A 26,390-nucleotide genomic window follows, 5' to 3' on the forward strand; every position below is an offset into this window, starting at 1 on the left:
CACCTCACGGCACTTCTATTCCTTTCTCCTTAAATAACTGCAGCAGCTTTGGTCCAAGTTCGCTGATAACTTTCTGTGGGTCCTCTCCTTGGAGGACGATTCTTCTGAAAGCTTCTTTATAGATGTTCTTGAATTCACCGCCTTTGTCTCCAAGGTTCGGTATCATCACAATCAGTGCATCTGGAGTTGATGACTGGGCAGTAACACCTTCTGCAAGTATCTTAAGTGGTCCCTCTGGAATTGCATTTGTTGCTTCCTTAACGGTTGGGAAGAACCCAACATTCTTAAGTACTTCAACTTGAGTTTCTGGCTTTGTTAGGTAGTCAATTAACTTCCATGCAGCATCTGGGTTTGGAGCACCTTTTGGAATCGCGAGACCAGCAAGAACAACTATGAATCCTCTTCCCTTTGGTCCTCTTGGCACTGGAACAACTACAAATTCATCGGGTTTTGTCTGGATTGCATTCTTAATTCTCGCAGTGTGATCCCATGCAATCAAGACTTGTCCTGTCAGCAGTGGATCACTCATTGCATCCCAGGTTGTGGATGCGGGGTTAACATATTTCCACAGCTCCTTGAGATAGTTCCACATTGTTACTGCTTCTGGGCTGTCAAATGCCTTAGCCTCATATCCAGTGAAACTTGGGTACAGGTAACCGTGCAGGAATCTAACAAAGAGACCGTTTGGCCCTGCTGGGAAACCAACCTGAGGCTTTCCAGTCTTTTCATAGAGGTTCTTTGCCCATGCAAGGAATGCATCATAAGTCCATTTGTCAGTCCCCTTAATGACATCGTCCTTTGTTAAGCCAGCGGGAAGGTAGTCAAAGGCTTTCTTATTGACTACCATAACATATGTGGCACTCATCCAGGGAACATAGACCTTCTTTCCGTTAATTGTTGCATACTTTTCAAAGCTTGTGATAAATGTTCTGCCTTCAAGCTTTGGCATTTTGCTGAGATCCATAAGCCAGCCTTGGGAGTTGAAGTAGTCAAGTCCACCGTGTAGGTCTCCAATTACATCAATAGTAACTTTTCCAGTTTTTTCTTCACCAGCAAGTCTTGTTGAAAGATCAGTGTAACTCATTGGGATAAAATCAACATCAATCCCATACTGCTTTTTAAAGTTCGCAAGAAGTGTTTCCTTAACAAAAGCCCTTTCTTCAGGAGGTGCCAATTGAGTTGAGACCCAAACAATCTTAGCAGGAGTTGTTGATTGTGTCGGCGTTGTTTGAGTTCCAGTGGGTGTGGTCGTTTTTTCTCCCCCAATACAGCCGCTTGCTGCTACTGCAAAAACTATCAGGCCAACCAAAAACAAACCAAACATTGTTTTTACTTTTTTCATTAGCCCCCACCTCAGTATGCTAAGTCACTAAAATTTACTTAAAGGAGATATATAAACGTTATGATAAAACCACTTTTAGTTGTTGTATTTTGTAAAGAGAAAAGAGAAGAAAATTAGAAAAGTTATGCTACAATCGCACTACCTTCCCAGTTTTTGAAGATTCATAAGCAGCCAAAACTATCTCCAAGTTTTTCCTGGCATCTTCTCCAGTTATTGGGGGTTCCTTATCCTCAAGTATAGCCTCAATGAAATACTTAACTATACTTTCGACGTCAGGCCTCTCCCAGTATATCTTTTCAGCCCTATCCTGATAGACTGTGAAATCCGGATAGGCTGTCCTTACATCCAAAAAGCCGTCCTTCCCAAGAATGTAGTATTTCATCTCCAACCCATACGAATACCCCTTTGGATTGCCCCAGCCAGCATTCAGAACAGCAGTGACACCATTTTTAAATTCAAGAACTGCAGTTCCAATGTCATCCACGGGGAAACCGTAGATCTTAGACCCAATGTCTGCATAGACTTTCTCAACGTCACTCTCTGTCAGCCAGAGAAGTGAATCAATGCCATGGGGAGCTGTATCCATGAAGCCTCCTCCACCTGCTTTATCCTTATCCAAAAACCAGCTCATATCAAGGCCTTCAAGGAATATTGGCGGTTTAACGTATTCTGAGATTGCATATACATACTCAAGACTTCCAATTTCCCCGCTTTCAATCATGCTCTTTGCCTTTCTGAGAGGAATTGTAAATCTTGGATTGAAAGGCACCATCAGCTTAACTCCAGCTTTTTTAGCTGCTTTGATTATCTCATCGGCATCCTCAAGCGTCAGAGCAATTGGTTTTTCCAAGAGAAGATGCTTCCCCTCCTCAATAACTCTAAGAGCAACCTCTTTATGGCGATAGGTTTCAATTGCAACATAAACCGCATCAATTTTTTTATCTTTTAACAGCTCATCATATGTCCTGTAAAACTTCGCCTTAAACCTCTGAGCTTCCCTCTTTGCAACATCAGAATTCGAACCATCTCCAGAAATTGCATGGAGCTTAACCTTAGGATTAGAGGCAAAAGTCGAGCCATACCTTAAGGCATGAGGATGAGCATAGCTTATAATCCCGACGTTAATCTTCATGAAATCACCCCCAGCTCAATGGGCTCTCCTTTTTGGGCAGATTTTATTGCCGTTTCAGCAATTTGAAGTGCAATGAGAGCATCTTTTGCAGTTATCACTGGTTCTTCTTTGCCAAGAATCACATTGAAAAAGTGCCTCAGCTCTCTTTCAAAGGCATCTGGGAACGTTGAAAGCATTGGTGAAAAGCGGGGCATTTCAAAATGGCTTTTGACAACACCAACAACAGGAGTATCCATTGGCGTGAACCTTATCCGCCCATTTTTGCCGAGGATGTCTAAGTGATGATAGAACACTCCATAACGCGCTGGATAGGAGTAAGCCCAGCTTACTTCAGCAATTCCAGTTTTACCCCCTTCGAACTGGATCATCATGACAAAGTGATCGTAAGTGTTGTTAACTTTTGCCTCCTTCCTTATCGCTTTCCCGATTCCCAAGACTTTAACCGCTTCACTTTCAAAGAACCATCTCAGGAAATCGGTAACGTGAACTCCTAAGTCAATTGCAACGCCACCACCTTTGTGGGGCTTCCAGTACCATGCTGTCTCCGGGAAGGGGAGCCTCTGAACTTCGGCTTTTCTTATTTGCATGGGCAGTATATTTCTCTTTTTGATAATTTCTTTGATCTGCATCCACCGCTTATCAAATCTTCTTGTATGTCCAACTAAAAGCCACAATCCCTCTTTCTCCGCAACCTTAATCATTTTTTCCGCTTCCTCGCTTCTCAATGCGATGGGCTTTTCAACTATAACATGCTTTCCAGCTTTTAGGGCTTTGATTGCAATATCAGCATGAGTGTAAGTAGGAGTCAATATTTCAACCACATCCAAGTCAAAATCAAGAAACTCATCCAAGCTTGTAAAATACTTGGCGTTAAATTCTTTTGCTGCCTCTTTTGCTTTTTTTATCCTAATGTCCATAAAAGCAACGGGCTTTACTGTCTCAAGGTTCTTAAGAGCGTTTTTATGGGCTAAATTGAATATATTTCCGCAACCTACAACGCCTACCCTTAGTTTGCGGTCTGGCATAGGGCATCACTATTAAGGGGAGGGAACAAAAAGTATATAACGTTTTTCATTATAAACCACTTTAGATGGTTGTATTTTTGGGTGATAAAAATGAAGGTTATGGTGGGAATACCAAGCTACAACAACGCCGACACAATAGGCTTTGTAGTCAAACAAGCAGCTGAAGGACTGAAAAAGTACTTCGGGGGAGGAATAATAGCCAATGCTGACGGTGGAAGCAACGATGGAACAAGAGAAGTTGTTATGAAAACCAGAGTTCCAGAAGGGGTAGAAGTGATGAGCTTCGTTTATAAGTGGCCAATCCCTGGCAAAGGTAGCGCAATGAAAGAGCTCATGGAGCTCGCAAAGGAAAAAGGTGTTGATGTTCTGGTTTTTGTTGACAGCGATTTGAGGAGCATAACCCCTGAGTGGATTTACAAATTCGCCAAGCCAGTTGAAGATGGATATGATTTTGTTGCTCCGCTTTACATAAGACACAAATATGATGGTACAATAACAAATAACATCGCTTATCCAATGACAGCATCCCTCTATGGATACAATGTTAGACAGCCAATTGGGGGGGACTTTGGAATCAGTGCGAAGCTGATTGATGTTTACTTAGCGGATGAAGAGGTTTGGAAAACAGACGTTGCAAGATTTGGTGTTGATATATTTCTAACAACAACAGCCTTGGCTGAGGGATTCAGGGTAGTTCAAACAGCTTTGGGCTTAAAGATTCACAATCCGAAGGATCCAGCTGCCTCTCTCGGTCCAATGTTCAACCAAGTCGTTGGCACTTTGTTCATGTTGATGAAAAAATATGAAGAGAAATGGAAACCAGTTAAAAACATTAGAGACGTTGAGGTATTTGGAGAAATCCAATGGAAAGAACCAGAAGAAGTGAAGGTTACACTTGAGCTTTTGAAGCAAAAAGCCAAGGAACTTTTCAAAGAAAATGAAGCTATTTTAAAGAAGGCTTTAAGTGAAGAAACATTTACCCAAGTCACAAAAGCCCTTGAGACCTTTGAACTTGATGATGTTCTCTGGAGTCATATCCTATTTGATGGAGCAGTTGCATACAAGAGGGGAATCCTCAAGAACGCTGAACCACTGATACCACTCTACTTTGCAAAGACTGCTGATTTCGTTGAGAAGACAAGGGAGTTAACAACAGCAGAGGCAGAGAAGATAATTCAAGAGAGGGCAAAGGTCTTCTTAGAGGAAAAAGACTATCTGCTTGAGAAGTGGTGAGCTTTTGTTAATTCATTTTTTCTTGAAGTTTTCAAGAGAAGAGAATCTGGAGCCCGTTTGTGTGGTAGCCCCGCGGGGATTCGAACCCCGGTCGCGGGATCCAAAGCCCGTCGAAAAAGCCTTTATTCGCCGAATGAAGGTTTTATAGGGCTTATTTCAGAAGAAGCCATGAAAATGCCCCAACAGACATTTCCAGCCATAGGACATGTTTTCCACAGTAGTGGTAAACAAGATTACTACAGAAGGCTCCTTCAGGTTCAGAATCCAAACCAGTACTACGTCATCACAGAGGAAGACATCAACAGGCTCTTCCTAGAGTTCGAAGCAAAGGGGGTCACCCACTCCCACAAACGGAGCGTTGAGTACATTATCACAATGTTCCTGAAGGAAGCCACGAAAGAGAACCACGGAAGATACATTTTCACAATGAAAGACCTGAAAGAATACCTAACCCTGATACGACAGTCATACTCCCCCTCCTTTTACCGCAAAAACATCACATACCTCAAAAAGCTCTTCAGAATCGCAGGGATAGACTTGGCAGAATCACTCAAGGCACCAACAGAGCTTAACGTGGACCTGACCATCGTGACCGTGGATGACATCAAGAGCCTCATTCAGCTCGTTGATTCCCTCCACATTAGCAACCGTTTTGAGGACTGGAAAAGGGATCAGTTTATCACAGCAATGCTCCTAATGGCAGTGAGTGGAATGAGAGTCAGCGAACTCGAAAGGATTCCCCTGAAGGAGATTGACATTGAAAACAGGCGGATTCGCCTTAACACGCACCAGACCAAAACCAGACAGGCAAGGGTCGTCTTTTTCACGTCTGAGGTTCAGGAGTTGCTGGAGGACTACATCAGAACTCATAGACCAAACGTGAATCTGCCCTTGGCTACGATAGCCCAGTTGCAGAGGCCCTTCCGCAAAAAAAGTCCCCTTAGAAACCAGAAACTCCGGCCAAAACACATGAGAAAGTTCTTTGCTCAAGAATGGGACAGAAGAAACGGCAATGCGACTATCAAAAAGATGCTGATGGGTCATTCAATAAGATACGATATCAATGCACTGCATTACTCTCACCATACTGTTGATGAACTACAAGATGCGTACGACAAGGTCTTTTGTGATCTACGATTCCTAGGATAAACTTTTTTCTCTCCTTTTTTAGTTTTTATTCCAAAAATTGAGTATCAATCCCAGAACTTCGTGATGAATCCTGAAGCAGGGATCCAAAAATCAAACAACAAAGAATTAAAGGAAAACCTAAGCCTATGCTTCTTTTACTATTGTGAACGTTTTGAACACATCTCGCATAAAATCAACTGTTTGTTCCACGGCTTTTTCTTCATCTCCGAGCCATGAATAATTAAATTTTAATACTTCAAGGGCATTGAGCAGGAGCTGAAGATTTGACGCCATGTCCAAATACAGCGAATCGTATTCATGCAGAATTTTCCAATTGACAAGTTCAAAGTCATTCTCCATTTTAGCATCATACCTAACATTGATGCGATAAAATTCAGCGCTCACGTTATCCGTGTAATTAACCATTTCATCCATCTTTAGCTTCATAACCCTCTCTCTAACCCAAGTAGGGTCAATTGTAAAGTACCTAACATGTTTTAACGCTTCCTCAAGCCTCAAAAACACATCATCTGGAATATCCTCTATGACAGGAACATTTGTAAACTCAAACCTCACAGGTTTGAACAAGCCTATCCCCGGTCTCTGAGGCTGTGTTATTCTAACTGGAACAAACCTGAACAGCAAGTCAGAGGGAGCAATTCGCGAGATCGGAACAACTTTGTATCTATCAAACCGCTCCAACGTTTCCTTCCCCCACGCATGCCGATATTGTTGCTCAATAACCTTAGTCCTCTCCTTAACACTCCTCACAACATCATAGAGATTTTTTAGATGCAAATCTTGAACTACAATGGGTTCTCCAATCTTGCCAAAGACTGCCTGAATCAAAGATGTTTTCCCCGCCCCCTGGCTACCAAAAACCAGGATCCTGAACTTCGTAAACTTCGCATACATTAGTGCAATTGCCACAATTTCATGCGTTGAAACCCGCCAGCCAAAACTTCTCAACTTCCTGAATATTTCAAACTTCAAATCATAATAACTTTTGATGTCATTTAAATCAACTATGACTACATTAGTACGCACTATCCTGTATGTCAAAGGATTTTCCGAAACTAACTCTACAGCTCCCGCTTTAACCAATTCTTCAAGTGCAATTGTTAGCGTCTTGCCGCTCTTATTGGTAGCTTTCATAATTTCATTCCTAGTGGCAATACCTACTTGCTCCAGATATTCGAGAATTTTAGACTTAAGTTCAGCTGACGCCACATCTCACACCACCACTGCGACATAGCACAAAAAGAAATTAAATTTAGCTTTTCACGTGTTGATTAAAACCAACGCCATTTAAAACTCTATTGTCCATTTATCCTGTTGTCATTGCTATTTTTGGCAAAAGAAAACCATGGCACTGTTTGGTACGCTTTGGCAAGCCTTGGCACGCTTTTTCACTATTTAATATTAAACTAAATACAAATAAAGATAGTAAAAATTAATATTTTTATGGAAATATTGAACTAAAAATAATAGAATAACAAATTTAGAATTCTAAAATTCTCTATGTATTAGTTTTTATTATTTATTTTTATTATGTGGACCAAAAGTGCCAAAAGCTCCAAATTTTAAATTCTCCAATCATTTATTACCAAACTCGTACCAAACGATAACTCTTACTTTAAAAGAAAAAATAATGTCTAAAGTATCTCCATTCAACCAAAACTCTGACGAAAAGTTTATTCAATAAACAAAGAACTTAAGGATGATTTTAGCTTGTACTGGTTTAACATCTCTTAAAACTTTAAAACAAGGGTTTGGTATGGAAAATTTCTCATTAAAACGTAGCTACATCGAGAACAGTCAACGCAATACTTCAATCACAAATAACAAACACATTCACAAATACACACCCACTCCAATGCTGGAATAGGAAAAGTAACAATTAAATGCAACGATTCAACGAAAAAATTAAAGAAAAATCAGAGAAGATCAGCGCTTGAAAAGAGCTTGACTGCAACAAGCTGTCTGACATCGGTGGAGTAAACTTCTATCCAATCCTTCCTATTTTCACTCATCAAGAATAATAAACGGGCTTCATCCTTGAACTTTTTCTCAATCAGTAGCATCTCAAAAAACTGGATTATTACTTCGGCGAATTCATCATCAATTCTCTTTAACTTTCTCCTCTTCACAATATCTTTCAACTCCTCTCTCGTGCAACCTTTAGCCCTAAGTCTTTGTGAAACAGTGTCAAACTCAAAGACAAGGAAGTACTCGAACGACGTTGTTTCTCCCCCCACCTTCAAAATCCTAACAAGGTAGAATAAATTTAGCTGAAAATTTCCGTTGATTCAAAATATTTAATATGCATTGCTTCAAGCTTTCTACTGGTGCCTGTTTTTGTTTTTCATTTTTCGGAGGGAGTTCTTATGGAGAAACTTCTAGCATACGTTGAGTTGAAAACTCAAGAAAGTAAAAAGAAAGCATTGGACCTCATAAAAAAGGCGGGTTCCTCAAGAGGTCATGAAAAGAGAAGATTTGAGGTTGAAGTTGCATATTGGGCAGGCAAGCTCTCAGCTTATGCTGAAGTTAGAGGCATGATACTAAGGAATGTGGAAGCAAGAGAGGAGCTCAAACAGCTTATCGAAAAAGCCGCAGAAACAGCACTAATTAAAGAAAAACTTGCAGTTCTTCATGCAATATCAAAACATTCAAATCATACAACAGACATAAAATCATTCGAGAGAGGAGTGGAAGAACTCAAATTCGAACTTTTTAAGGCTCTTAATTTATTAGATGACGTGACAATAATTGAAATAAAGTGACTGTTCTATGTTTTTTAATTTTTATTTTTACACTATTGCGCAAATGTTTTTAGCCTCTTAAGCAAAAACCGGACTCAATGTTAATGCTTCAGCACCGTACTAAATTATCACACAAATCAACACACTATTATCCAGGCGTTGTTTTTAAAATATCCTATTTTACTTCTAGAATTGATTTAGTAAAGAAAGCAACGATTCAAATTAGCCAAGTTTAAGTTTTCTAAGTTATTTTTATCCCGCACACAATCCAAAAAACAGCCCTCTCATGCCTTCTTTTTACACATGAATAGAATTTCATGTTTTTGAGGAAAACTATTGTGGTCAAAATACGTGCATTGTCCCCAAACTTTGATGTTACAAATTGCTCCAAATGAAGCTCCCAGAAAGCTTCTTTTTAAAATCTTCTAAAATACGTCTGTATTGTATCCAAACCTAGATGTTAAAGAAAAGAAAAATGCATCATAGATTGACCTAACAACCTAACCAACATAAAGTACGTATCGTTTTTTCGTTTTAATGTCTAAAGTTTCCAATGGATTTCTGAATCTAAAGAGCATGGGTTCCTTTCCAATATTTACAACCAAATAAAGCCAATAGTTAGGAGCATGGTCTTCGGCGAATTTATGCTCGGCTTCTGTAAGTTCGGCCCATAAAGAAAACCCCTTATGCCCCTTGACTTCAATGTATCTGACTTCACCAGTGACTAAATCTCTACTCAAAATGTCATAGTGTTCTTCTAAAGACACATTTTTCACAAGCCATTTGCTTGGATCATTTCCATATTTCCTAATGTATCTCTGTTTTTCATACTCGATAGCTATTCTCATTGCTTCTTTTTCTATCTTAAGTATTTCTTCTGTTGGAGAATTTCTTTCCCATTTTTCTTCTCCACTTTCAACTTCTCTAATGTATTTGAATATGGCTATCTCTTCAACTGTTGTCTTATCAAAGTCTAATGGAAAGAACACTTGTCCAGCCTTTAAGGGTTTATGGAATCGATCTTCATATTTTTCCCATTTAAAGGAGATTTCTTGAAGTAATTTCCTTATGGTGCTTTTTATTTTACCAATATCTCTAAATTTTTCAATGCTTGTTTGGTTAGTTTCTTCAACACTCTCATATGGGACAGCTGTTAATATTTGTGTACTCATGTCTTTAAGAGCTTCGAGGAGTTTGAGCCCATAGAGAATGTCTCCCTTCTTGTCAATAGCTACAGGAATTTCAATCAGTGTTTGGGAGGAATTCTTTAGTTTCACTAAATAGATTCTCCTAAGTGTTTCTTCCCCCTTTACAAAAAGAATCATTTTGCTTCCAAGGTCCGTACTGCCTTTTAATAGTAGGGCATTAAGCTCCTTCCATAGATTTATTGCCTTTTTATCGCCCCCATAGATGAATAACGAAAGCCATTCTTGAAGTTCTTTCTCAACTTGTTTTCTAGAAAGATAATCTGAGCCAAGATATTTTGAAAGTTCACTTCTGATTTTCTCTCCCTTAATAACTGGAAACACACTTTTGGCTCTTAATCTTGCAGAGAGTTGGTTTATCATTGCTAATAATTCCCTAACATAAATACCAAGATTGCCCTTTATTGATTCCAAAACAAGCGTGTATTCGTTAATTTTCTTCCTTTTCTTTGGATCGAGATTTAGCAATCCTAAATCGGCTCTCCATAAGTTTTCTGCACTTGCAATGTAGACCTTGCTGCCTACGAGTTGAGGAGGATTAGTCATGGCTTTGTCAATGTTCATTAACTTATGATAAAGGTTCTCTAATACATCTCTATCCATTTTATTTGATAGAAATACGGTGTACACATAAGATTCTTTTTTCTGACCTAAACGCCATATTCTTCCCATTCTCTGTTCGAGCTTGATTGGGCTCCATGGAGCTTCATAATTTATCAAGACATTTGCAACTTGAAGATTCAGACCTTCTCCAGCAACATCTGTCGCTATCAATATCTTTGCACCATTCTCTTGTTCAAATCTCTCTTTGATATTATGAACATCCCCTTTATTTTTGCCAGAAATTGTTACAATATCCGTTTCATTGATCCCCAGATATTTGGGGAGATTGTTTTTGAGATATTCTAAAGTGTCCAGGTATTCTGTGAAAATTACAATTTTCTCTCCTCTGTCAAGATGATACTTGACAAGTTTTGCTACGTTTTTTATTTTGCTGTCTTTTTCCTGAGCTTTTCTTGCTAACTCCAAGATTCCTCTCAATTTCTCTATTTGTCTCGATGTCAAAATATCGGCATAAGCTTCAACTATTTTGTTCAGCTCCTCATCAATTTCATCTGCTTCAATTTCTAATTCGTCATAACCAAGAGCAAATATTTTCTGTAAGATGTCTTCTACTTTTTTTGGGTGTTCCTTTCCTCTGCTTTTTGATATCATCCTGTTGAGTGTCTGAATTGAGGCATAATAACTTGAACTTGCTCTCTTTCTTAGGATAACAGCAAGCAAAGATAGTGGAATATTATCAGGGGCAATCATCTCTGTTAGAATCTTTTGAAGTTCTGAGAAGTACTCTTTTTCAACATCGCTGATATCAACTATGAAGGAATGAACATGACACTTCTTGAATATTTCCTCCCCTTCAGCTTGGTTTACTATCCCCTTAGTTCTCCTGAATACAAGTGTTTCATGTGTTACCCTGTAAAACTTTGGAGCATCCAATGCATCGTAATTCTCGGTAAGTGTTGGGTCTAAGTATCTAAGTCTGTTTAGATAGTCTTTGTAGTCTCCTCTATGAGGAGTCGCAGAAAGCAGAATTATGTTTCTATGTTTATTGCTGGTTAATCTCCTCAATAAATAGTCTCTTTGTGTGCCAAGCGTTGCATTGTGGGCTTCGTCCACTATTATTAAATCCCAGCCAACAGAATCGATAATATCTGGATATCTCTTAGCTAAATCAATTGACATTATGTAGTAATATGCCTTGTCTACTCCACTTTTGAAAAAGGTGTTCTTTAACTGAGAGCCACTTGAGACAATCCAAGGCATGCCTCCAACTCTTTTAACTTCAGAAACCCATTGTTCGATAAGAATTTTTGGGGTTAATATCAGCACCTTTCTAATACCATCTTGAAGTTCGAGATACTTTGCTATTGCAAGGGCTTCTATGGTTTTCCCTAATCCAATTTCATCAGCTATCAGTACTCTAATTGGTCTAACAGTCATTAGATGCAGAAGCAAATCAGCTTGATGTAAGAATGGGATTATCTTTTGTTTTGAGAGAGGATTTGTAATTGCAAAAAAGAATGCAATAGGATTACTCCTAATGATTCTGTTTGCTAAATAAACTTTAAATTCACTTTCAAAACCTCTAATCACAGTAAATCACCCTAAAACACTTTGATATTCTCCTAACTCGTTTTCTTCCTCCCTCCCAATAGGCATTCCTAAAAGTTGAAGCCCAATATCTAAGAGCCAAAATCGGCAACTCCATAACTGTTCTTTCAATTTCCCTACGCTCAGTTTCAGACTTCACAAATTGTGAAACCATGGCATAGACAAAAAGTCTTAAGTAGTTCTCGTCATTTTCTCCCTCTAGGACTTTTCCTTTGATATTAAAGCCAAGCTTTCTTGCAAAATCAAGAAATTCTGGAAGAAATACTCTTGCTTTTCCTTCAATCTTTCCTTTGACATATTTGTTCTCCCCTTCAATAGGTAAAAAAGGAATAAACTCAGCCATTTTCTGCTCCTTTTCAAATAGCAGTTTCATAGGTCTAATGTACTTTAATTTTATCAGATATTTTGTCATTTACACTACCTCCTAAGTTCAACTACAAACGTCACTTTATCATTTAGCACAGACAACTTTTTGAGTAGTAGTTCTGTAATTGTAATTTCTCCTTGGATCGTGACATCTACATTAAGTTCGTCGCTCCCATCTAAATATTCCTTTGAATCTTCAATTACTTGAGTAGCTACATCAAGTGGAATTCTATCCAAGTCCATAGAAACTCTTGAACCATTGGCTTTTATTACAGCAGTTCCTGACAGTATGTGTTCACTACCAATAGCATCCTGCAATATTTTGAGATGTTCAAGTCTCCTGATGTTTTCAATTTTTATTAATGTCCCTCCAATATGCTCTTCTGTGAGTTTTCTAGTTCTTATGGTGGGGGTGATTACTTCTACTCTTAGGGTAGCTACATGCTCCACATCTTTACTTTCAGCATAAAGCCTGAATTCGTCGCTTTCTCTTGGAGCCTTTAGATGCCAGACAGTCTCGAAAGGCACGATTCCATTTGTTTCTTTAAGTTTTCCATAATCAACTTTCAGCTTGACTTCAAATGATTTATTTGGATCCTTTGGAGCTATTACAACTTTCACTTCAATGAGCTCTTCAGGATGTGCTGAAACATAAGCTGGAGAAATTTCAATTTCGAAGTCGCTGAAATCATCTGAGAGTTCTTCTTCAGTAATGACAACGACAAAATTCCCTTCAACAAGCATGTTAATGTCTTCATCTTTGATTGAAATATTGTCCTTATCTCCGACTATGTCTTTGAGTCTTATTCTCTGTCCGTCTATCTCAAGAAATACTTCAACTTTTCTTCTGATTTTCTTCTTTCCTCTCTCGATTGTCTTTGTTTCCTCCCTTTGCAGTAGAGAACTCACTTGGGCCTCAAGCGCAATTCTCTTTGGCAAAATCTTGTCATCAAGAGTTATTTGATGAATTGTGGCTTGCTCCGTACTCTCTTTTTTGATTTCACCATTTACTATTGCTATTTCCTTGACATCTTTGAATACTAACTTGCCACTTTTTGTTAAGATTCCTATTTCAAGTCTTGAAAGACCCTCTTTGAGGGCTTCTTTTATCCGCTCATCCTCAACCATTGGTAACGCTGGATTCATGCGGAAGTAGTTTCGTATCTCTCCAAAAGTGTAAGGTCTTGAGCTTAGGTCAATCCCTACAATGTTTAGCATTGCCTTTAACTCATCAAACGAAAGATATTCTGCAACTTTTTCAACTTCCGGTGAAATTAGGACTGAATAAACAGTTTCAAGTATTGATGTTGAAGTTGTTGAAGCTTCAGTTGCTTTTACACTGTCTCGGTATCCTTCATTTACCGGAAATGCGACTTTTCTGAAGGATTGTACTATTGTGGTGAACAAATCATCTTTAGCAGCATTTTCTATGTGCTCAATCATTGATTGCTGTATCTTTACAACGTTCTTCCCATAGTCGGAGTAGATTTTGTCAACTTCTTTTTTAACCTCTTTACAGGCTTCAACTTTCGCGAAAGCTTCTAGAATTGAATTAAATCCTTGCGGCGTTGGATACGTGACGACTATTGTATTCCTGAATTTCCTTGTTCCTCCCTTATGTTTAAGGATCAAATCCTCAAGCAGTTCTTCATCTACATATTCATAATAGAGTGCTAGAAGCTTGTATTTGTCATCATCAACAATGTCTCCGATTTGGGGGTCAAAGATAACGTCTTTCCATTCAAATAGAGTTATCTTGATTTGCTCCCCTTTAGACTTTTTCCCTTTTCCTGGTTTACCTTCAATAGCCTTCTTAATTTCTGCAGTGGCTTTTTCGATAAGTTCTCCTTTTTTATTTCTGAGAAGTTCGTCCTTCTTAGCGAGAACCATTTGATTCACATTTGCTATTCTCCAAACCCAGAAAACATTGTGCCTATCATCATAGTTTAAGTGGATAAAGTAGTTCCTTGATATTATTTCTTCAATGGCATCATGAATCTTTGTTGAGTCCCACTCCATTGCTTCAAAAATCTCTACCTCGTAAATCCCCCTTGATATTTTGAACTTGTCTGGAAATCCTGTTAGAGGTGTCGGAGAATCGTAGGGATACGTTGAAAGGAATATGTATTCATAAATAATCTTCACGAGCTCTGGTTGTGAATATTTCTTTAGGACTTTTGGATTAAGGTCAACATCAACAACTCCAGCATAATTAGCATAATTCTCTTGGAAGAGAAGGCCTCTCAGGTCGTTATCAAAGACATCAATATGATGGGGCATTACTAAGGAATATTCTTTTTCCTCTCTGTGTATTCTTCTAACAACTTTTCTTGTGAGCTTTATCAGATCTCTTGTCTTTTGTAGTCCAGGCACTCTTTCAAGAATTGTTCTCATTATTGTGAAGTAATCCGGATGGAATGGGTATGTAACCTCAAGCTCTCTCAGGAAGTCTCTTGTATCACCGAAAATCTCCTCATTTGCCATATCAACCATGTATCTCTCAATGATCTTGATTTTGTTATTTGGATCAATTTTTTCGAAAATTCTTCTTTTGAGAACTTCAATTAAATCATTGCTCCCTCTCTCGGTTCTTAGAGGAGCAACGAGTTCTCCACTAAGTTTTGCAACGGCCTTCCACAGAGCTTCAAGATAATCCTTATCATAGGCTTTCTCAGTTTCTCTTAAAACCCCTCTTTCTACTTCAATCGGCAAAGTGACTATCAGAACATTATCGGTTCCAATTATTGCCTTTGAGAGTCGCTCTAAAAATATTGGAATGTTATTTGCATAGTTCTTGGCATCCTCTCTGTTGCTTCTTCTCAAGTTATTTCCATAGTCCGCAACTTCATCAATCATTATCAGCGTTTTGCCTTCTTTGAGAAGTTCTCTCAAGCTGTTTATGTCTGGAACTGTTAGACTCTCATCATATGCCTTTATGTCAGCGTATCTACCAAGGAGATGTGCCAAATAGCCCCAGATAGTGTGGACTTTGTAAACTCCAAAGTCAAGAGGCTTAATTGGATTCCCTATGTCCCCCATACCATAAATAACAGCAATATTGACTTTGCCCAATGATTTTATTCTCTGTGCAATATGCTCCAGTCTCTTTCTCTTCATAATGTCGTAATCTCTCAAGACCTCCTCATCAAGGAGAGCATCGGGATGATTTAGAATGTGATACAGAGTTACCAATGTGTGTGTCTTGCCTCCACCAAAGAGCGAGTAAACCGTAAATACGTTAGTTCCTCTTCCCTCAAGTGTTGATAGAACTTTTTCAATCAAATCCAACATTGAATCGCTGAAATATGTTCTTCTAAAGAACTCCTTTGCATCAGAATAAATTTTGTGTGCTCTTCCACTCACCACATCGTTAAGCTCTGGAGCAGAAAATTCATCAAGTGTTTCATCCATAACATCATTCCATATCTTTTCCCTTAGCATTTCACTCACCAGAGTAACTTTGTTTCCAATCTTTTTATGTTCTTCGGATAGACTACCCAAATATCTTCCTTTTGAGCTTCTTAGCTAAGTACAATATTCTAATTAACATGTGTATGCTCCACTCCCAGGATTCAAAGAGCCCTCTGAGGAAATAGAGTCCAATTATCCATCCCATTAGATATCCAGTTGACCAGTAGTTCATCTTTAGGAAAAGGGAGTAAAGAGAAACAATTGCAACAAGATAGGCTACTATGTACCCCATTTGTGAGGTTATTCCAAGCAATGGTGGGATAACTCTTGTTAATTAGGTAATATCCAACTGTTCCTGTACCTGCCACTGCTGCGGCTCTCCTAAAGCCATGTTTTATTCCACCCGCCATGCAACCACCATTATCAAGACTTTATTATTGTTTCAAGCTCTCTTAGCTTTCTCTCAAAGAGCTTTTCCTCAAAGACTCTAAAGCCAACGTAGTCAGCCAGCATTACCCTAATGTCCTCTTTGTACTGACTTTCCTTTAGAACTTCATAAATTGAAGTTGGCTTGTAACTCTTAGCCTTGTAGAGCTCTCTTAGAATGTCCTTCCTGAGATAAAAGTCTTTTTCACGCCACGCATTTCTTTTCTTGTAAAAGCCCATTACGAGAGAGTAAACGTCAATTATGTCCTTCCAGTGCTTGTCCCTCTTATCATCTGGATAATCTCCAAGGTTAGTGTAAATATCGAACTTTAAAGCCAAGACTGCCTCAGGAAAAGCCACATCAATTTCTCCTCCAGCAATTAAATTTTTGTTAAAGTCTCGAACTTCAAAGTTAACCCTCGAATAATACCGGTTTCTGAAAATTGATGAAGCAAATGGAGTGTCAAAGCTCAATTGTGAGGGCTTTTCGTCAAAAAGAAAGTCAACCTTCACCTCCTCCCTGACGATTAATCTTTTGAGAGGTTTCGCAAATCTGAAGCCAGCACTTTGAAAGCCAAGGTTCTTCATAACCTCCCTTATCTCCTCAAAACTTTCAGCCTTTGCGAGGAAGTCAATATCAATTGAAGGGACGCCGTTGTAATCCAAAACGTTATCCACCCAGTAATACACACTCCAGCCGCCAACAAGGACAACCTTTCCCCTCAACTCATCGGCAATCTTAAACATTGCACTTATTGACTCTCTAATAGCATCATTGTTGTAGCTCCTCAAATCATAAACCTCAAGGAATATGTCATCAGAAAGCTCAAGCCTTTTCATTCTTCTCACCTTCAATTATTGAAACAACTGTCTCAAAAACATCATCAAAGAGCCTCGTGTACATTCCCTGAACGAGCATATCAGCCAGAATCATTCCCCAGCTTGGAATGTAATAACCGTTGAGTTCCTTCCTAATCTTGAAGTAAAACTCATCGTAAATGTAGACCTTGAAGGGATAGCCTTCGGGATCTTTAAACTTCATGAGATCTTTGAAAGTTTTTTCACTTGCGTAGAGGATTCCGCCTGCAGGGCTGATTATCTTGCCAAGCAGCCAGAGAGCGGAATTCCCAGAAAATAGGACCAAATTCCTCATGTCATAATCTGGAACGAGCTTGATAGTTATTGGACTTAGAGAGTTCAGTATTACCTCCTTATCCCTAGCCCACTTGAATATTAGCCCTTTTCTGTCTAAAATTATTATTCTTCCATCTGATGCTGTTGTGAGGTAGCCTTCTCTTTTTAGGGCTCTTATTGTTTGGTAAGTGTAAATGTAGTTCAGCTCAGCTAATCTCGCAACTTCTGGAATCCGAATTCCTGTGTAGTCAAATACCACGCTGTAAATTTTCTCCCTTGATACCGGTGGTTTCATGATGCATCACATTAGTAATATTAGCAAATCCTTTTTAAACATTTACTAATATTACTAATGCAGTAGTTTTGGTAAGACTTGAATAAGAAGACTGCCAAGCGAAATTCCTACTGCAATCTTTGAGTATCTCAGGGCTTTTTTATTAATGAAATCCTGGTAATAGAAGTTTAATCCCTTTTCTGTGATCCTAATCTCATAATCCATACTGGGATTCTTTAGCTCGTCTCTGGAAGTTCGTCCTATTCCAACAATAAGTGGGTAGTCAGTTGCAAGTAGTTCATTATTGAGCATCTCTTCTAATAATTGGACATCAATCTCGGATCCAAACCTTTTGTGAAACTCAGATATCTTCTTTGGATACTCAATAAAAAATTCTAAAATTTCTAATCTGCGTTTAATTGGATCATTTTCCAGTACCATTTTGATCCCCAGACAAATTTTAAGGTAATGGAAAATTCAAATAAAACGAAAAAATCAGCTCCCAATAATCTCCATCAATGTCTTCTGAGGCTTCTTTATGAGTTCGAGCTTCTCTGCAATGTTCTCAGCAAGCTTGAACTCCACATCGTCCCATCTTAGGTTCTTTGCCATGCTTGTGAATATCAAAGCCAAGTTTGTAGCTTCTTCAACAAGGCTTTGGTACTTCTGCTTGAGTTCGTCGTATCTTCTCCTGAACTCGCTCTTTGGATGCCTCTTTGCATAATACTCGAGGAGATGCAAAGCATCAATGGCGTTCTTTGGCTTTGGATTTGCAATGTCAATACCCCTGCTCTTTAAGAAAGCCTCAAGCTTAGTTAGGTTGTCGCTCTGCGGTGAGTTGAGCTGGTAATACTTTGAGCTTCCCTCTTTCTTCTCCAAGAGTATCTTGCTGCTGATCAGCTCCCTTGAGTTTGTTTCTGTTGCTATCGAGAGCAGGACAACATCATTTGATGAAACCTTTGCCTTTCCAAAGAGAAGCTTGGCTAAGAGGTAGAAGAGAGCCTCCTTTGATGAGACTCTGCCGTGAACTTCCTGAGCCAAGGCTTTTGCAATGGCTTGGGCTGATGCTGGATAAACGTATTTTTCAAGAATTTCAAGCACGGGGAGTTTGGTTCCATACCTCTGGACTTCCTCATACTCGGTGATCACGCTCAAGGCTGAGGCTATTACTCCATAAAGCAGATCCAGACCAGTGTAGCCATGGGCTAAAAGCTGTCTGGCTTTTTCTTCAGCAACAAGCTGTATCTTTTCCGTGAAGCGGACTTTTTTGACTTCGCCTGTGTATGGATCTTTGTATTCAACAAAATCTCTGACATCAACGACTTTTTTGCCATCTCTCTTGACCTTACGCCAGACTGCTATGATTGAAGTATCAAGGGAAAGCTTTCCTCTCGACATTATGCTCGTTGCCGATTCTGTGCTCAGTGGAATTGCGGTGGTGATTTGTAACTTTGCACCTTGCCAGCCTGCTTCAATTAGAGTAGCCCAAGCATCAAGGGATGTGTGGGCATAGTAGGTTGCCAGGATTCCGTCATCTTTAAGGTTGGTCTTCATTGCTATGAACGCCTGAGTGAAGAGATTTTTGAAATGTTCCTTGGCGAGCTTTTCTTTTTCTCTCTCAGTAAAGAATCTTGCAGAGAACTCTGAGACCTCTTTGCTCGCAAACTCCTTCCACTGGACTTCCCTCTCCCTGTACTTCTTTCCGATCTTCTTGAAGAAAGCTTCGCTGTGAAATCTGGGGACAAGCTTGTTTCCTTCAACGTCACTCAAGGCCCTCTTGAGCCAAACATAGTAGAAGTCGCTAAGCTCCGCATAGGGGACGTCAATTGAGTAAGGCGGGTCGGTCACGATGACGTCGAACTTTTCAGGCAAGTTCAAAGAGGTCGCGTCGCCCTGGATTACCTTGACGGTGTTTGAGGAAAGCCCGGTGAGGGTCCTCTGGCCGGAGGAGAGGGCGGAGGTAAGATACCCTATGGCATTCTTTAAGTTAGGGAGGTTTCCAGAATATGTAAGAGGTAAATCTTTTACTGCGGGAATTTCACACCAGTTCCATTGCATTGCAATGCCCCTTGAGCTTAATGTGTGAGCAACTTTATTATCACTCCAAGAGCCAGCATTCCATAGTGTGTTTATTGAATTGTAATCTGCATATCTTCCTAAAGCAATTGCCAAATACGTCGCCACAGCCTCCGCATATTCAAAGGCCTTCTCTTCCCCCCAGCCCTCCTTGAGCTTCTCCTCCTCGACTTTCCTGCCAACCTCGCGGATTAGTCTTAGGATCTTAATCAGCGTGAGGAGCTGGCGGGGGTTGAACAGCTTGTACCACTGGTCAAAGCCCCACCCAATTATCTGCAACGCACCGAAGAGTAAGCTACCATAGGGCGGAACGGGTTCCCTTGGAATATCCGGGTTTCCCTTCTCCAACAGCTCTTTAACTTTCTCCTTAGCTTTCTCCAACTTTGCGTTGTCTTCTTTGGTTGCTGGTTCAAAGACCAAGTCTTTGTCTTCAATCTTTACTTTAACAAGCAACCTCTGCCTTGCATAGCTTTCGTCACCCTGATGATACTTTTTGAGGGCAAACTTGATGTAAAATTCTCCTTCTCCCTTCTTTCCAGTGTAGTGGTTGCCACTCTCATCAACGAATCTCATGACGTTCCCACAGTTTAAGCAGAACGCCTGCTGTCTCCTTGACTCAATGTTGCTCTTTGGAACATCAAAAACAACGATCTCTTTTCCATCAATCTTTCTAATCTTTGCGTCAACTTCCCCTTTCTCGATCTTAGGCTTAAGCTCCTTGACTATTTCCTCATCTTCAAAGACTATCTCTCCTTTTCTCGTATCAACTCTGGCGTTTGAAACATCACCCACTATTCGGTTTAAATCAACGACTTCAATCTCAATGCCATTCTTGGCTCTCTTGGGCTTCATGTAAGCTAAACGCTGATACTTGCCTTTGCTGTCCTTAACCCTTGCAAGCCACCAATTGCCCACTATCGGCGTCCACTTTCCACAGTGGGGGCATTTAACTTCCCACGTGCCAATGTAAACGGCGACATCATCGTCATAAAGCTCTCTGAGCTCTGGGTCGTTTTTGAGCTGCCCAGTAATCCAGTTGCCCCATTTTGCAACATCATAAACCAAAGCGGGAACTTCAACATTTGCAACTATCTTTTTCTTTGCCTCTCGTGCGTAGCTGTTTAACCCTAAAGCTTCAAGCTCTTTAACTGGAACTTTCACCTTCAGCCTTCCAAACTTCTTTGGGTATTCAAGAACAGCCTTGAGGAAGACGTAAGCGGTTGGTAATAGCTCAACAGCGGTAACATCCAAACCCAAGCGGAGTCCTTCAAGCGGAATGCTTCCAAAACCCGCGAAGGGATCAAGAAGCTTTTTTCCTTCAAAATATTGCTTGTATTTATCTGGGATTTGAGGATTAAAGCGATGAGGACTTGTCTTCTCATTGAGCCTTATTATTTTCTTAAACTCATTGGTATCGAAGTCCTTTGGAAGCAATGCTCCTGCTATTACAGCTCTTGCTCCAATTAACGGCTTCCTTGTCCACCAGAAGACCATCTCCCAATAAGGTGGTCTCGCCGGTCCCTTTTCTTTAGCACTTTTTTCATTAATTTCCCTTATGGGAAAGTTTGGGCTTTCAAGAAAAGTTCTTTCCATGTTTTCACCACCAGAAATAACTTATTGTTAGAAGAGTTTTTAACTTCTTTGATAGTCAAATGTTAAATGGAAGGCAATGAACAGGACAAATAATAGGGAGCTGAATGTATTTAGCTTCTTTGTTGCAGTTGCTTCAATAATAGCTACTCTAGTTTATCAGCTGATTAATAAAGAAGAAAGGGAGTTGGCAAGAGAATATGCCCTAGTTGCAGTCTATGCTTTGTTTATGGCAATGTCTTTTGCACTATCTTACTATTATGGAGATGATTCCTCTAAGGATAATAAGCTTGACTCTGACCTGAGAATTATCGCTGGAGCATTTCTTGATGGATTTTTGGTAACCTCACTTTTTGTTGTAGTTGTTGAGTTTCTACGGCAGTCATTTTCAAACACAGTGTTCACATGTGCATTGAGTTTTGTGATAGTGTTATGGTTTGGTTGTGTTCTCTTAAGCTTGTATGGTAAATTAGACAAAAGTACAATTAGTCATTACCTGTCTCGTGAATATCTTCTTAGAATTTGTTTTATCATCTTTGTAGCACTTGCTCTCATTTATTATTGCAATTATCCGCTAATAGGAACATTTCTGTTGGCGTTTTTTATGAAGCTAACTATTGATGGGTACTGGGAGTTCAAACAAACGGATATTAAGGATTCACGGGACAAACCAAACAAAGATGAGTTGGAATCACAAAAATGAAGAATTCAAAAGGTTTTTATTTCCCCACGTTGTATTTGTTTTTAAAGGGGGTGTCCATAGGGATGGACCCTGAGAAGTTGTTTGCTCTTTTTGTCTCTACCATGATAGCGTTAATTGTTGCAGTAACTATTCCGAGCCAAGAAAAAGTAGCTTATGATGCACTTACTCCAGCAATAAACGAGATTTATGAGCAAGCTCAAAGTCAGATTAATGATTCCCAACTTGAGAGCTCTATGGGATTGGCTAAGTTAAGCTGGAACTTGCTCGGCTTTGGAATATGGCTTTTAGAAGTTCTTGCACCATTTGCCATAATCCTCAGCTTCCTGGCAAAAGCCGGACTCTTTGATGGGTTTGACTTTAGCTTTTGAGAAGCTTTTTTAATTTTTTAATTGCATTCTCAGCTTCTTCAAGACTTTTTGCACCAACAACTACAAAACGCCCACTGTTGAAAAGCAGAACAGTCAAGCTTTTATTAAACTTGAGAATTAAACCAGGGAACTGTTCGGGATCATATTCAACGTTTGGCAGCTTAATGGCAAGTTCCTCTAAACTCAACTTTTCTTCGAGTTTGCCACTGATCACAAGATTTCGAATCTTTGGTTTTTCAGCGTTTGACACATCAATGAGCTTTGACAGATATCGTATCATCTCATCAAAAGATGGCTCAATGTCTTCCAGCCTTTTAACACCGGGAATTATGTATTTTCCAGTTCTGTAAATTGTTACACTCAAGCCGTTACTTAGTCTTAAATAACCTCCATGATAATATTCTGGATCATAGGAGAAATTATCTAATTCTAACAATTTTTCGAGATTTATTTGACTTCCCAAGTGTCCTGAAACTACTATGTTGACTATTTTGTACTCCATTGCTATCAACATGAACTAATGGATAATGGCTTTTAATTATTGTGGGGAAATACTGAGGAAATTATTATGAAGATTAAAAACGAATCTCTAAATTGGTGATTGAACGATGACGTATTGGCTTTGCATTACAAACCGTGACAATTGGGAGGTTATCAAAAAGAAGAACATCTGGGGAGTGCCAAAGAGGCACAAGAACACTATTGCAAAAGTCAAGCCCGGTGATAAGCTTGTCATTTACGTGAAGCAAGAAAGAAAAGATAAGCAAATCCTCGAGCCAAAAATTGTAGGAATTTTTGAGGTTATGAGCGAGCCTTATCAGGACTCGACAAAAATTTTCAAGTCTCCACCACATTTAAACGAAACTTATCCCTTAAGAGTCAAAATTAAGGCCATAAAGCTTGGAGAGGTTGAATTCAAGCCTTTAATTCCAAAGCTGAACTTCATCACAAACAAGAGGAAGTGGAGCGGACATTTAATGGGCAAGGCCATGAGGGAACTGCCTGAAGAAGATTACAAGCTGATAGAGAGCCTGCTTTAATGCTTAATTTGGTTCCTTTCTTTACATTTCAATTCTCCAATTACCATTAAGATGGGGACTTTGTCATTAGTTACAAAAGCGGAAGATTTATTTATCTAATAGGTATTAATTTTAGTGATGCACTATGTCCAAGTTCTATGATCTTTTTGCTAAAGAGTTAAGGTCAAAGAGAGATAAATGGAAGAAGAGATACCATTCACTTCCAAATACACTCGAAAAATTCCTAAGAGGAAAATTCAATAAATTCTGGAAACCTGTTAATCTAAAAGATTATGAAAGAAATCCCAAAGAGTTTAATATTCTTGCTGTTGATAGCAGTTATCAGGCTGAGTCCCTCAAAAATGGCGGGATATTCTATGCAGTCAGAGCTCTTGGGATATCCAAAGACAAAGAATACCGTGATTTAATAGTTGATTTCGACTATGCAGATGGCCCGGTTCACAATGTAACTCATTTTCTTCAGAGAAAAATGGAATATCTGGAGATTAAAGTTGCTGCAGATGCAATTTTCGACGGCTTCAATGGGACTATCTTAATTGATGGCTCAATCTACGGAAGAATATCCCACCTAATTGAAGAAGGCCCTATGAGCAACGATAGAGGCTTTTTCATCGAGTATTACAAAGAAGTCATGAGGCTCTTTAAGCTTGCTAAGGAAAATGAAGTGTTACTTGTAGGAATCAGCAAAGAAAGCAGAAGCCGCTTTTTCAGAGATTTTCTTGTTAAAAACTTAGTTTCTTTAGACGAAATTAGGGGTGATGTTCCACTTAACGAGGTTTTTCATTTGTTGTCTCTGGCATTAGATCAGAAGAGAAAAGCAATTAAGATATTGGACTCCTTAAGGAGGCAGTACGAGAATATCGGATTACTGGATGAGGTCTTGAAAGAATTGCTAACTCCCAGACCAGATTACCAGCTAATTGATAAATTTGCTCAACAGCCAGGTTACACGATTCCGCTGTTACTGGGGCCTTCTGCGAGATGGCTTCGTGGTATTGAACAAATAGAAAAGGATCCAGAAGGATACATTGAAAGTCATTTTCCAACTCTGTTTTCAGATCCCAATTTTGTCAGTTATGCAAAAGTCATTCTAAAGACTATTCCTGACCTTCCTTCCATAATCTCAATGCATGTACTACCAGATGTCAATGACTCTCCTCTCAGAATAGATATTCCAGCTTTCTGTTTGGGAAATGATGTTAAGTTAAAAGAAATTGGATGGCCAGAACCATTTACTGGAACTCTCGATCAAATTTTTGAAATCATAGCTACTGGATATGGAGGGCTGGAATTCTACAATATTTGGCTTTGGAAAGTTGATAGGGAGGTTAAGTTTCATAGGCATGAGTTTGATGAGCTGTATTTCTCTAAGTTTAAAGAAGCTATTGGGGTGGAAATAAATGCCCGAGATTACAGAAGAGTTAGGTTCCTTTGAAAAGATTGGAGTTGTTACTGGAGAAAGCACCCATGTCGAGTTTTATTTTGCAGTTGAAGATGAGAAAATGCCACAAGTATGGGACTATGTGGTTGTTCCGTCAAATGAATTGATTGATGGAGAGGAAAAAAGAGTCTTGGTGTTGGGGCAGATAACTTCAATAATAGCATATTCTCCAGGATTGACAGAATATGTGCCATATTCAGTGGCTGAAAAGCTTAAAGAGGCTGAAATAATAGAGCCAAGAAATCTTGCCAAAGTTAAAATTCTTGGATTTCTTCATAATGGAACTGTTCTAATGCCTCGACGAACTATTTATCCCGGAACCTATGTGTATTTGGCTCCTGATGACATTTTAACTGAAGTTTATTCATATCCAGAGGAAGAGGGTCTTTACATAGGCAACTTAATAACAAGACCAAGCGTTAAAGTCAATCTCACGATTAGGGGATTTAGACGGCATTTGGCTATCTTGGCACAAACAGGTGCAGGAAAAAGCTACACTGCCGGCGTATTGCTTGAAGAACTTTACAAAAAAGGAGCCACTGTCATTGTGTTAGATCCCCATGCAGATTATGTGTTTATCTCAAAAGATCCAGAAGGAAAGAAAAAAGTGCTAAAGAGGGTTAGAGTATTTAGAACCTTAGAAAGTACTGGAAGATACACAAAAGAAGAAATTGGGCACGTGGAGACTTTTGAAATTAAGTTTGCAGACTTGTCTCTTGAAGAAATCTTTACAATAGCTGGAATCAATGAAAACTGGACCAACATTATGAAGGCTATTGAAGATGCTTTGGAGAGATTAAAGAATAGCAGTAAGAATTACACGTTAGATGACTTGATTACAGCATTGCAGACTTCAGATAACAACAACGCCCTTCGTGCTCTCACGTACATAAAGAGACTCAAAAAACTCAAAGTATTTGGAGACTCAACCACCCCAATAGGAGAGTTCCTACAACCCCAAAGCATTGCAGTTATGGATCTCTCTGGATTAAATGATAATGTTGCGGACTACATAGCTTACAAAATACTTTCAGAGGCGTACAATCAAAGAGAAAGTGGTAAATATGAGTATCCAATCTTTATTTTGATCGAAGAAGCACACAGATTTATTCCTAAAAACCAGAATACTCTCTCCAAAAGAATCGTTAAGAAAATCGCAGCAGAGGGTAGAAAATTTGGAGTCTTCTTGATTTTAGTAACTCAGAGACCCCAGAAAATTGATAGCGATGTTCTGAGCCAATGTAACAGCCAGATAATCATGAGAATGACGAATCCTGAGGATCAAAAAGCCGTCAGAATGAGTGCTGAGCAGGTTAGCGAGGATCTTCTTAGAGATTTGCCAGGATTAAATGTTGGAGAGGCTATTATTGTTGGGGAAGTTACTAAGATGCCGGTTATGGTCAAGATTAGAAAACGCATGACCAAAGAAGGTGGAGCAGATATTGACATCGTTGCAAAGCTTAGAGAAGCAATGAAAGCTGCTGAGGAATACGAGAAAAACTTAGACAATGTAATAAGGGAAGAATTGGAAAAAATAAAGAGTATTGTGGAAGTGTAGTTTG

22 protein-coding genes are annotated in these 26,390 nt (G+C 39.3%); 8 read left to right on the top strand and 14 right to left on the bottom strand.

Annotated elements, in window-relative coordinates:
- Window positions 1-4: 4 nt before the first annotated feature.
- From TERMP_RS09095 to TERMP_RS09105, 3 genes are all read right to left on the bottom strand, one after another.
- Window positions 5-1,342 carry an ABC transporter substrate-binding protein gene (locus TERMP_RS09095; protein ID WP_013468110.1) on the bottom strand — a complete coding sequence of 446 codons (1,338 nt, stop codon included), beginning with the start codon at window positions 1,340-1,342 and terminating at the stop codon, window positions 5-7.
- Window positions 1,343-1,469: 127 nt separating this feature from the next.
- The gene (locus tag TERMP_RS09100) at window positions 1,470-2,474 is read right to left on the bottom strand and encodes a Gfo/Idh/MocA family protein (RefSeq protein WP_013468111.1); all 1,005 of its coding nucleotides are present in this window, start codon (window positions 2,472-2,474) and stop codon (window positions 1,470-1,472) included.
- Complete coding sequence (locus tag TERMP_RS09105; protein ID WP_013468112.1) at window positions 2,471-3,499, bottom strand: Gfo/Idh/MocA family protein; 1,029 nt, start codon at window positions 3,497-3,499, stop codon at window positions 2,471-2,473. The genes TERMP_RS09100 and TERMP_RS09105 overlap by 4 nt, the downstream gene beginning before the upstream one ends.
- A gap of 90 nt (window positions 3,500-3,589) precedes the next feature.
- Here TERMP_RS09105 and TERMP_RS09110 point away from each other — a divergent pair, with 90 nt between their 5' ends.
- Together TERMP_RS09110 and TERMP_RS09115 are read left to right on the top strand one after the other, a co-directional pair.
- Window positions 3,590-4,732 carry a glycosyltransferase gene (locus TERMP_RS09110; protein WP_013468113.1) on the top strand — a complete coding sequence of 381 codons (1,143 nt, stop codon included), beginning with the start codon at window positions 3,590-3,592 and terminating at the stop codon, window positions 4,730-4,732.
- A 168-nt stretch (window positions 4,733-4,900) separates the two neighbouring features.
- Window positions 4,901-5,881 carry a tyrosine-type recombinase/integrase gene (locus TERMP_RS09115; RefSeq protein WP_048159820.1) on the top strand — a complete coding sequence of 327 codons (981 nt, stop codon included), beginning with the start codon at window positions 4,901-4,903 and terminating at the stop codon, window positions 5,879-5,881.
- A gap of 123 nt (window positions 5,882-6,004) precedes the next feature.
- Here the strand turns inward: TERMP_RS09115 and TERMP_RS09120 are convergent, their stop codons facing one another.
- A complete protein-coding gene (locus TERMP_RS09120) occupies window positions 6,005-7,090 on the bottom strand; it encodes a hypothetical protein (RefSeq protein ID WP_013468115.1) in 1,086 nt (361 codons plus the stop codon).
- A 707-nt stretch (window positions 7,091-7,797) separates the two neighbouring features.
- Window positions 7,798-8,118, bottom strand: a complete 321-nt coding sequence (locus TERMP_RS09125) for a hypothetical protein (protein ID WP_048159821.1) — start codon at window positions 8,116-8,118, stop codon at window positions 7,798-7,800.
- 129 nt (window positions 8,119-8,247) lie between these two features.
- On the opposite strand from TERMP_RS09125, the gene TERMP_RS09130 reads away from it, so the two are divergent.
- Window positions 8,248-8,643, top strand: coding sequence for a hypothetical protein (locus TERMP_RS09130; RefSeq protein ID WP_013468117.1), 396 nt, complete (start codon window positions 8,248-8,250; stop codon window positions 8,641-8,643).
- Between the two features lie 479 nt (window positions 8,644-9,122).
- On the opposite strand, the gene TERMP_RS09135 is transcribed toward TERMP_RS09130, so the two are convergent.
- The 8 genes from TERMP_RS09135 to TERMP_RS09170 all read right to left on the bottom strand — a co-directional run bounded on the left by TERMP_RS09135 (window position 9,123) and on the right by TERMP_RS09170 (window position 21,279).
- Window positions 9,123-11,981, bottom strand: a complete 2,859-nt coding sequence (locus TERMP_RS09135) for a helicase-related protein (protein WP_013468119.1) — start codon at window positions 11,979-11,981, stop codon at window positions 9,123-9,125.
- Window positions 11,974-12,411 (bottom strand): hypothetical protein, encoded by a 438-nt coding sequence (locus tag TERMP_RS09140; protein ID WP_013468120.1) that lies wholly within the window; start codon window positions 12,409-12,411, stop codon window positions 11,974-11,976. The genes TERMP_RS09135 and TERMP_RS09140 overlap by 8 nt, the downstream gene beginning before the upstream one ends.
- 5 nt (window positions 12,412-12,416) lie before the next feature.
- A complete protein-coding gene (locus tag TERMP_RS09145) occupies window positions 12,417-15,806 on the bottom strand; it encodes a DUF499 domain-containing protein (RefSeq protein ID WP_013468121.1) in 3,390 nt (1,129 codons plus the stop codon).
- Between the two features lie 52 nt (window positions 15,807-15,858).
- The gene (locus TERMP_RS09150) at window positions 15,859-16,068 is read right to left on the bottom strand and encodes a hypothetical protein (RefSeq protein ID WP_048159822.1); all 210 of its coding nucleotides are present in this window, start codon (window positions 16,066-16,068) and stop codon (window positions 15,859-15,861) included.
- Window positions 16,069-16,199: 131 nt separating this feature from the next.
- On the bottom strand, window positions 16,200-17,042 hold the full coding sequence (locus TERMP_RS09155; protein ID WP_013468123.1) for a hypothetical protein: 843 nt from the start codon (window positions 17,040-17,042) through the stop codon (window positions 16,200-16,202).
- Window positions 17,029-17,631, bottom strand: a complete 603-nt coding sequence (locus tag TERMP_RS09160; protein ID WP_013468124.1) for a hypothetical protein — start codon at window positions 17,629-17,631, stop codon at window positions 17,029-17,031. Before TERMP_RS09160 ends, TERMP_RS09155 begins: the two co-directional genes overlap by 14 nt.
- Before the next feature lie 54 nt (window positions 17,632-17,685).
- Window positions 17,686-18,051, bottom strand: coding sequence for a hypothetical protein (locus TERMP_RS09165; protein WP_013468125.1), 366 nt, complete (start codon window positions 18,049-18,051; stop codon window positions 17,686-17,688).
- 54 nt (window positions 18,052-18,105) lie between these two features.
- Window positions 18,106-21,279 carry a DUF1156 domain-containing protein gene (locus TERMP_RS09170; RefSeq protein WP_013468126.1) on the bottom strand — a complete coding sequence of 1,058 codons (3,174 nt, stop codon included), beginning with the start codon at window positions 21,277-21,279 and terminating at the stop codon, window positions 18,106-18,108.
- A 76-nt stretch (window positions 21,280-21,355) separates the two neighbouring features.
- On the opposite strand from TERMP_RS09170, the gene TERMP_RS09175 reads away from it, so the two are divergent.
- Complete coding sequence (locus tag TERMP_RS09175; RefSeq protein WP_013468127.1) at window positions 21,356-21,979, top strand: hypothetical protein; 624 nt, start codon at window positions 21,356-21,358, stop codon at window positions 21,977-21,979.
- 62 nt (window positions 21,980-22,041) lie between these two features.
- Complete coding sequence (locus TERMP_RS09180) at window positions 22,042-22,347, top strand: hypothetical protein (protein WP_013468128.1); 306 nt, start codon at window positions 22,042-22,044, stop codon at window positions 22,345-22,347.
- Here TERMP_RS09180 and TERMP_RS09185 read toward each other — a convergent pair.
- The gene (locus tag TERMP_RS09185; protein ID WP_048159823.1) at window positions 22,337-22,849 is read right to left on the bottom strand and encodes a TBP family protein; all 513 of its coding nucleotides are present in this window, start codon (window positions 22,847-22,849) and stop codon (window positions 22,337-22,339) included. The two genes, TERMP_RS09180 and TERMP_RS09185, sit on opposite strands and share 11 nt — an antisense overlap.
- A 106-nt stretch (window positions 22,850-22,955) precedes the next feature.
- Between TERMP_RS09185 and TERMP_RS09190 the strand changes: the two genes are divergently transcribed.
- The 3 genes from TERMP_RS09190 to TERMP_RS09200 all read left to right on the top strand — a co-directional run bounded on the left by TERMP_RS09190 (window position 22,956) and on the right by TERMP_RS09200 (window position 26,386).
- A complete protein-coding gene (locus TERMP_RS09190; protein WP_013468130.1) occupies window positions 22,956-23,387 on the top strand; it encodes an EVE domain-containing protein in 432 nt (143 codons plus the stop codon).
- A 124-nt stretch (window positions 23,388-23,511) separates the two neighbouring features.
- On the top strand, window positions 23,512-24,822 hold the full coding sequence (locus TERMP_RS09195; protein WP_013468131.1) for a DNA double-strand break repair nuclease NurA: 1,311 nt from the start codon (window positions 23,512-23,514) through the stop codon (window positions 24,820-24,822).
- The gene (locus tag TERMP_RS09200; RefSeq protein ID WP_013468132.1) at window positions 24,788-26,386 is read left to right on the top strand and encodes a helicase HerA-like domain-containing protein; all 1,599 of its coding nucleotides are present in this window, start codon (window positions 24,788-24,790) and stop codon (window positions 26,384-26,386) included. The genes TERMP_RS09195 and TERMP_RS09200 overlap by 35 nt, the downstream gene beginning before the upstream one ends.
- The last annotated feature ends 4 nt before the right edge of the window (window positions 26,387-26,390 follow it).

The organism is Thermococcus barophilus MP (assembly GCF_000151105.2).
GTDB classification, from domain to species: Archaea; Methanobacteriota_B; Thermococci; order Thermococcales; family Thermococcaceae; genus Thermococcus_B; species Thermococcus_B barophilus.

Excerpts from the sequence above, each read along its gene's own strand:
- TERMP_RS09115 (WP_048159820.1), top strand. The coding sequence starts at position 4,901 with ATGAAAATGCCCCAACAGACATTTCCAGCCATAGGACATGTTTTCCAC.
- TERMP_RS09165 (WP_013468125.1), bottom strand. The coding sequence starts at position 18,051 with ATGGTACTGGAAAATGATCCAATTAAACGCAGATTAGAAATTTTAGAA.
- TERMP_RS09095 (WP_013468110.1), bottom strand. The coding sequence starts at position 1,342 with ATGAAAAAAGTAAAAACAATGTTTGGTTTGTTTTTGGTTGGCCTGATA.
- TERMP_RS09140 (WP_013468120.1), bottom strand. The coding sequence starts at position 12,411 with ATGACAAAATATCTGATAAAATTAAAGTACATTAGACCTATGAAACTG.
- TERMP_RS09150 (WP_048159822.1), bottom strand. The coding sequence starts at position 16,068 with ATGGGGTACATAGTAGCCTATCTTGTTGCAATTGTTTCTCTTTACTCC.
- TERMP_RS09180 (WP_013468128.1), top strand. The coding sequence starts at position 22,042 with ATGGACCCTGAGAAGTTGTTTGCTCTTTTTGTCTCTACCATGATAGCG.
- TERMP_RS09155 (WP_013468123.1), bottom strand. The coding sequence starts at position 17,042 with ATGAAAAGGCTTGAGCTTTCTGATGACATATTCCTTGAGGTTTATGAT.
- TERMP_RS09110 (WP_013468113.1), top strand. The coding sequence starts at position 3,590 with ATGAAGGTTATGGTGGGAATACCAAGCTACAACAACGCCGACACAATA.
- TERMP_RS09200 (WP_013468132.1), top strand. The coding sequence starts at position 24,788 with ATGCCCGAGATTACAGAAGAGTTAGGTTCCTTTGAAAAGATTGGAGTT.
- TERMP_RS09130 (WP_013468117.1), top strand. The coding sequence starts at position 8,248 with ATGGAGAAACTTCTAGCATACGTTGAGTTGAAAACTCAAGAAAGTAAA.
- TERMP_RS09100 (WP_013468111.1), bottom strand. The coding sequence starts at position 2,474 with ATGAAGATTAACGTCGGGATTATAAGCTATGCTCATCCTCATGCCTTA.
- TERMP_RS09105 (WP_013468112.1), bottom strand. The coding sequence starts at position 3,499 with ATGCCAGACCGCAAACTAAGGGTAGGCGTTGTAGGTTGCGGAAATATA.
- TERMP_RS09170 (WP_013468126.1), bottom strand. The coding sequence starts at position 21,279 with ATGGAAAGAACTTTTCTTGAAAGCCCAAACTTTCCCATAAGGGAAATT.
- TERMP_RS09175 (WP_013468127.1), top strand. The coding sequence starts at position 21,356 with ATGAACAGGACAAATAATAGGGAGCTGAATGTATTTAGCTTCTTTGTT.
- TERMP_RS09195 (WP_013468131.1), top strand. The coding sequence starts at position 23,512 with ATGTCCAAGTTCTATGATCTTTTTGCTAAAGAGTTAAGGTCAAAGAGA.
- TERMP_RS09185 (WP_048159823.1), bottom strand. The coding sequence starts at position 22,849 with ATGGAGTACAAAATAGTCAACATAGTAGTTTCAGGACACTTGGGAAGT.
- TERMP_RS09160 (WP_013468124.1), bottom strand. The coding sequence starts at position 17,631 with ATGAAACCACCGGTATCAAGGGAGAAAATTTACAGCGTGGTATTTGAC.
- TERMP_RS09190 (WP_013468130.1), top strand. The coding sequence starts at position 22,956 with ATGACGTATTGGCTTTGCATTACAAACCGTGACAATTGGGAGGTTATC.
- TERMP_RS09145 (WP_013468121.1), bottom strand. The coding sequence starts at position 15,806 with ATGCTAAGGGAAAAGATATGGAATGATGTTATGGATGAAACACTTGAT.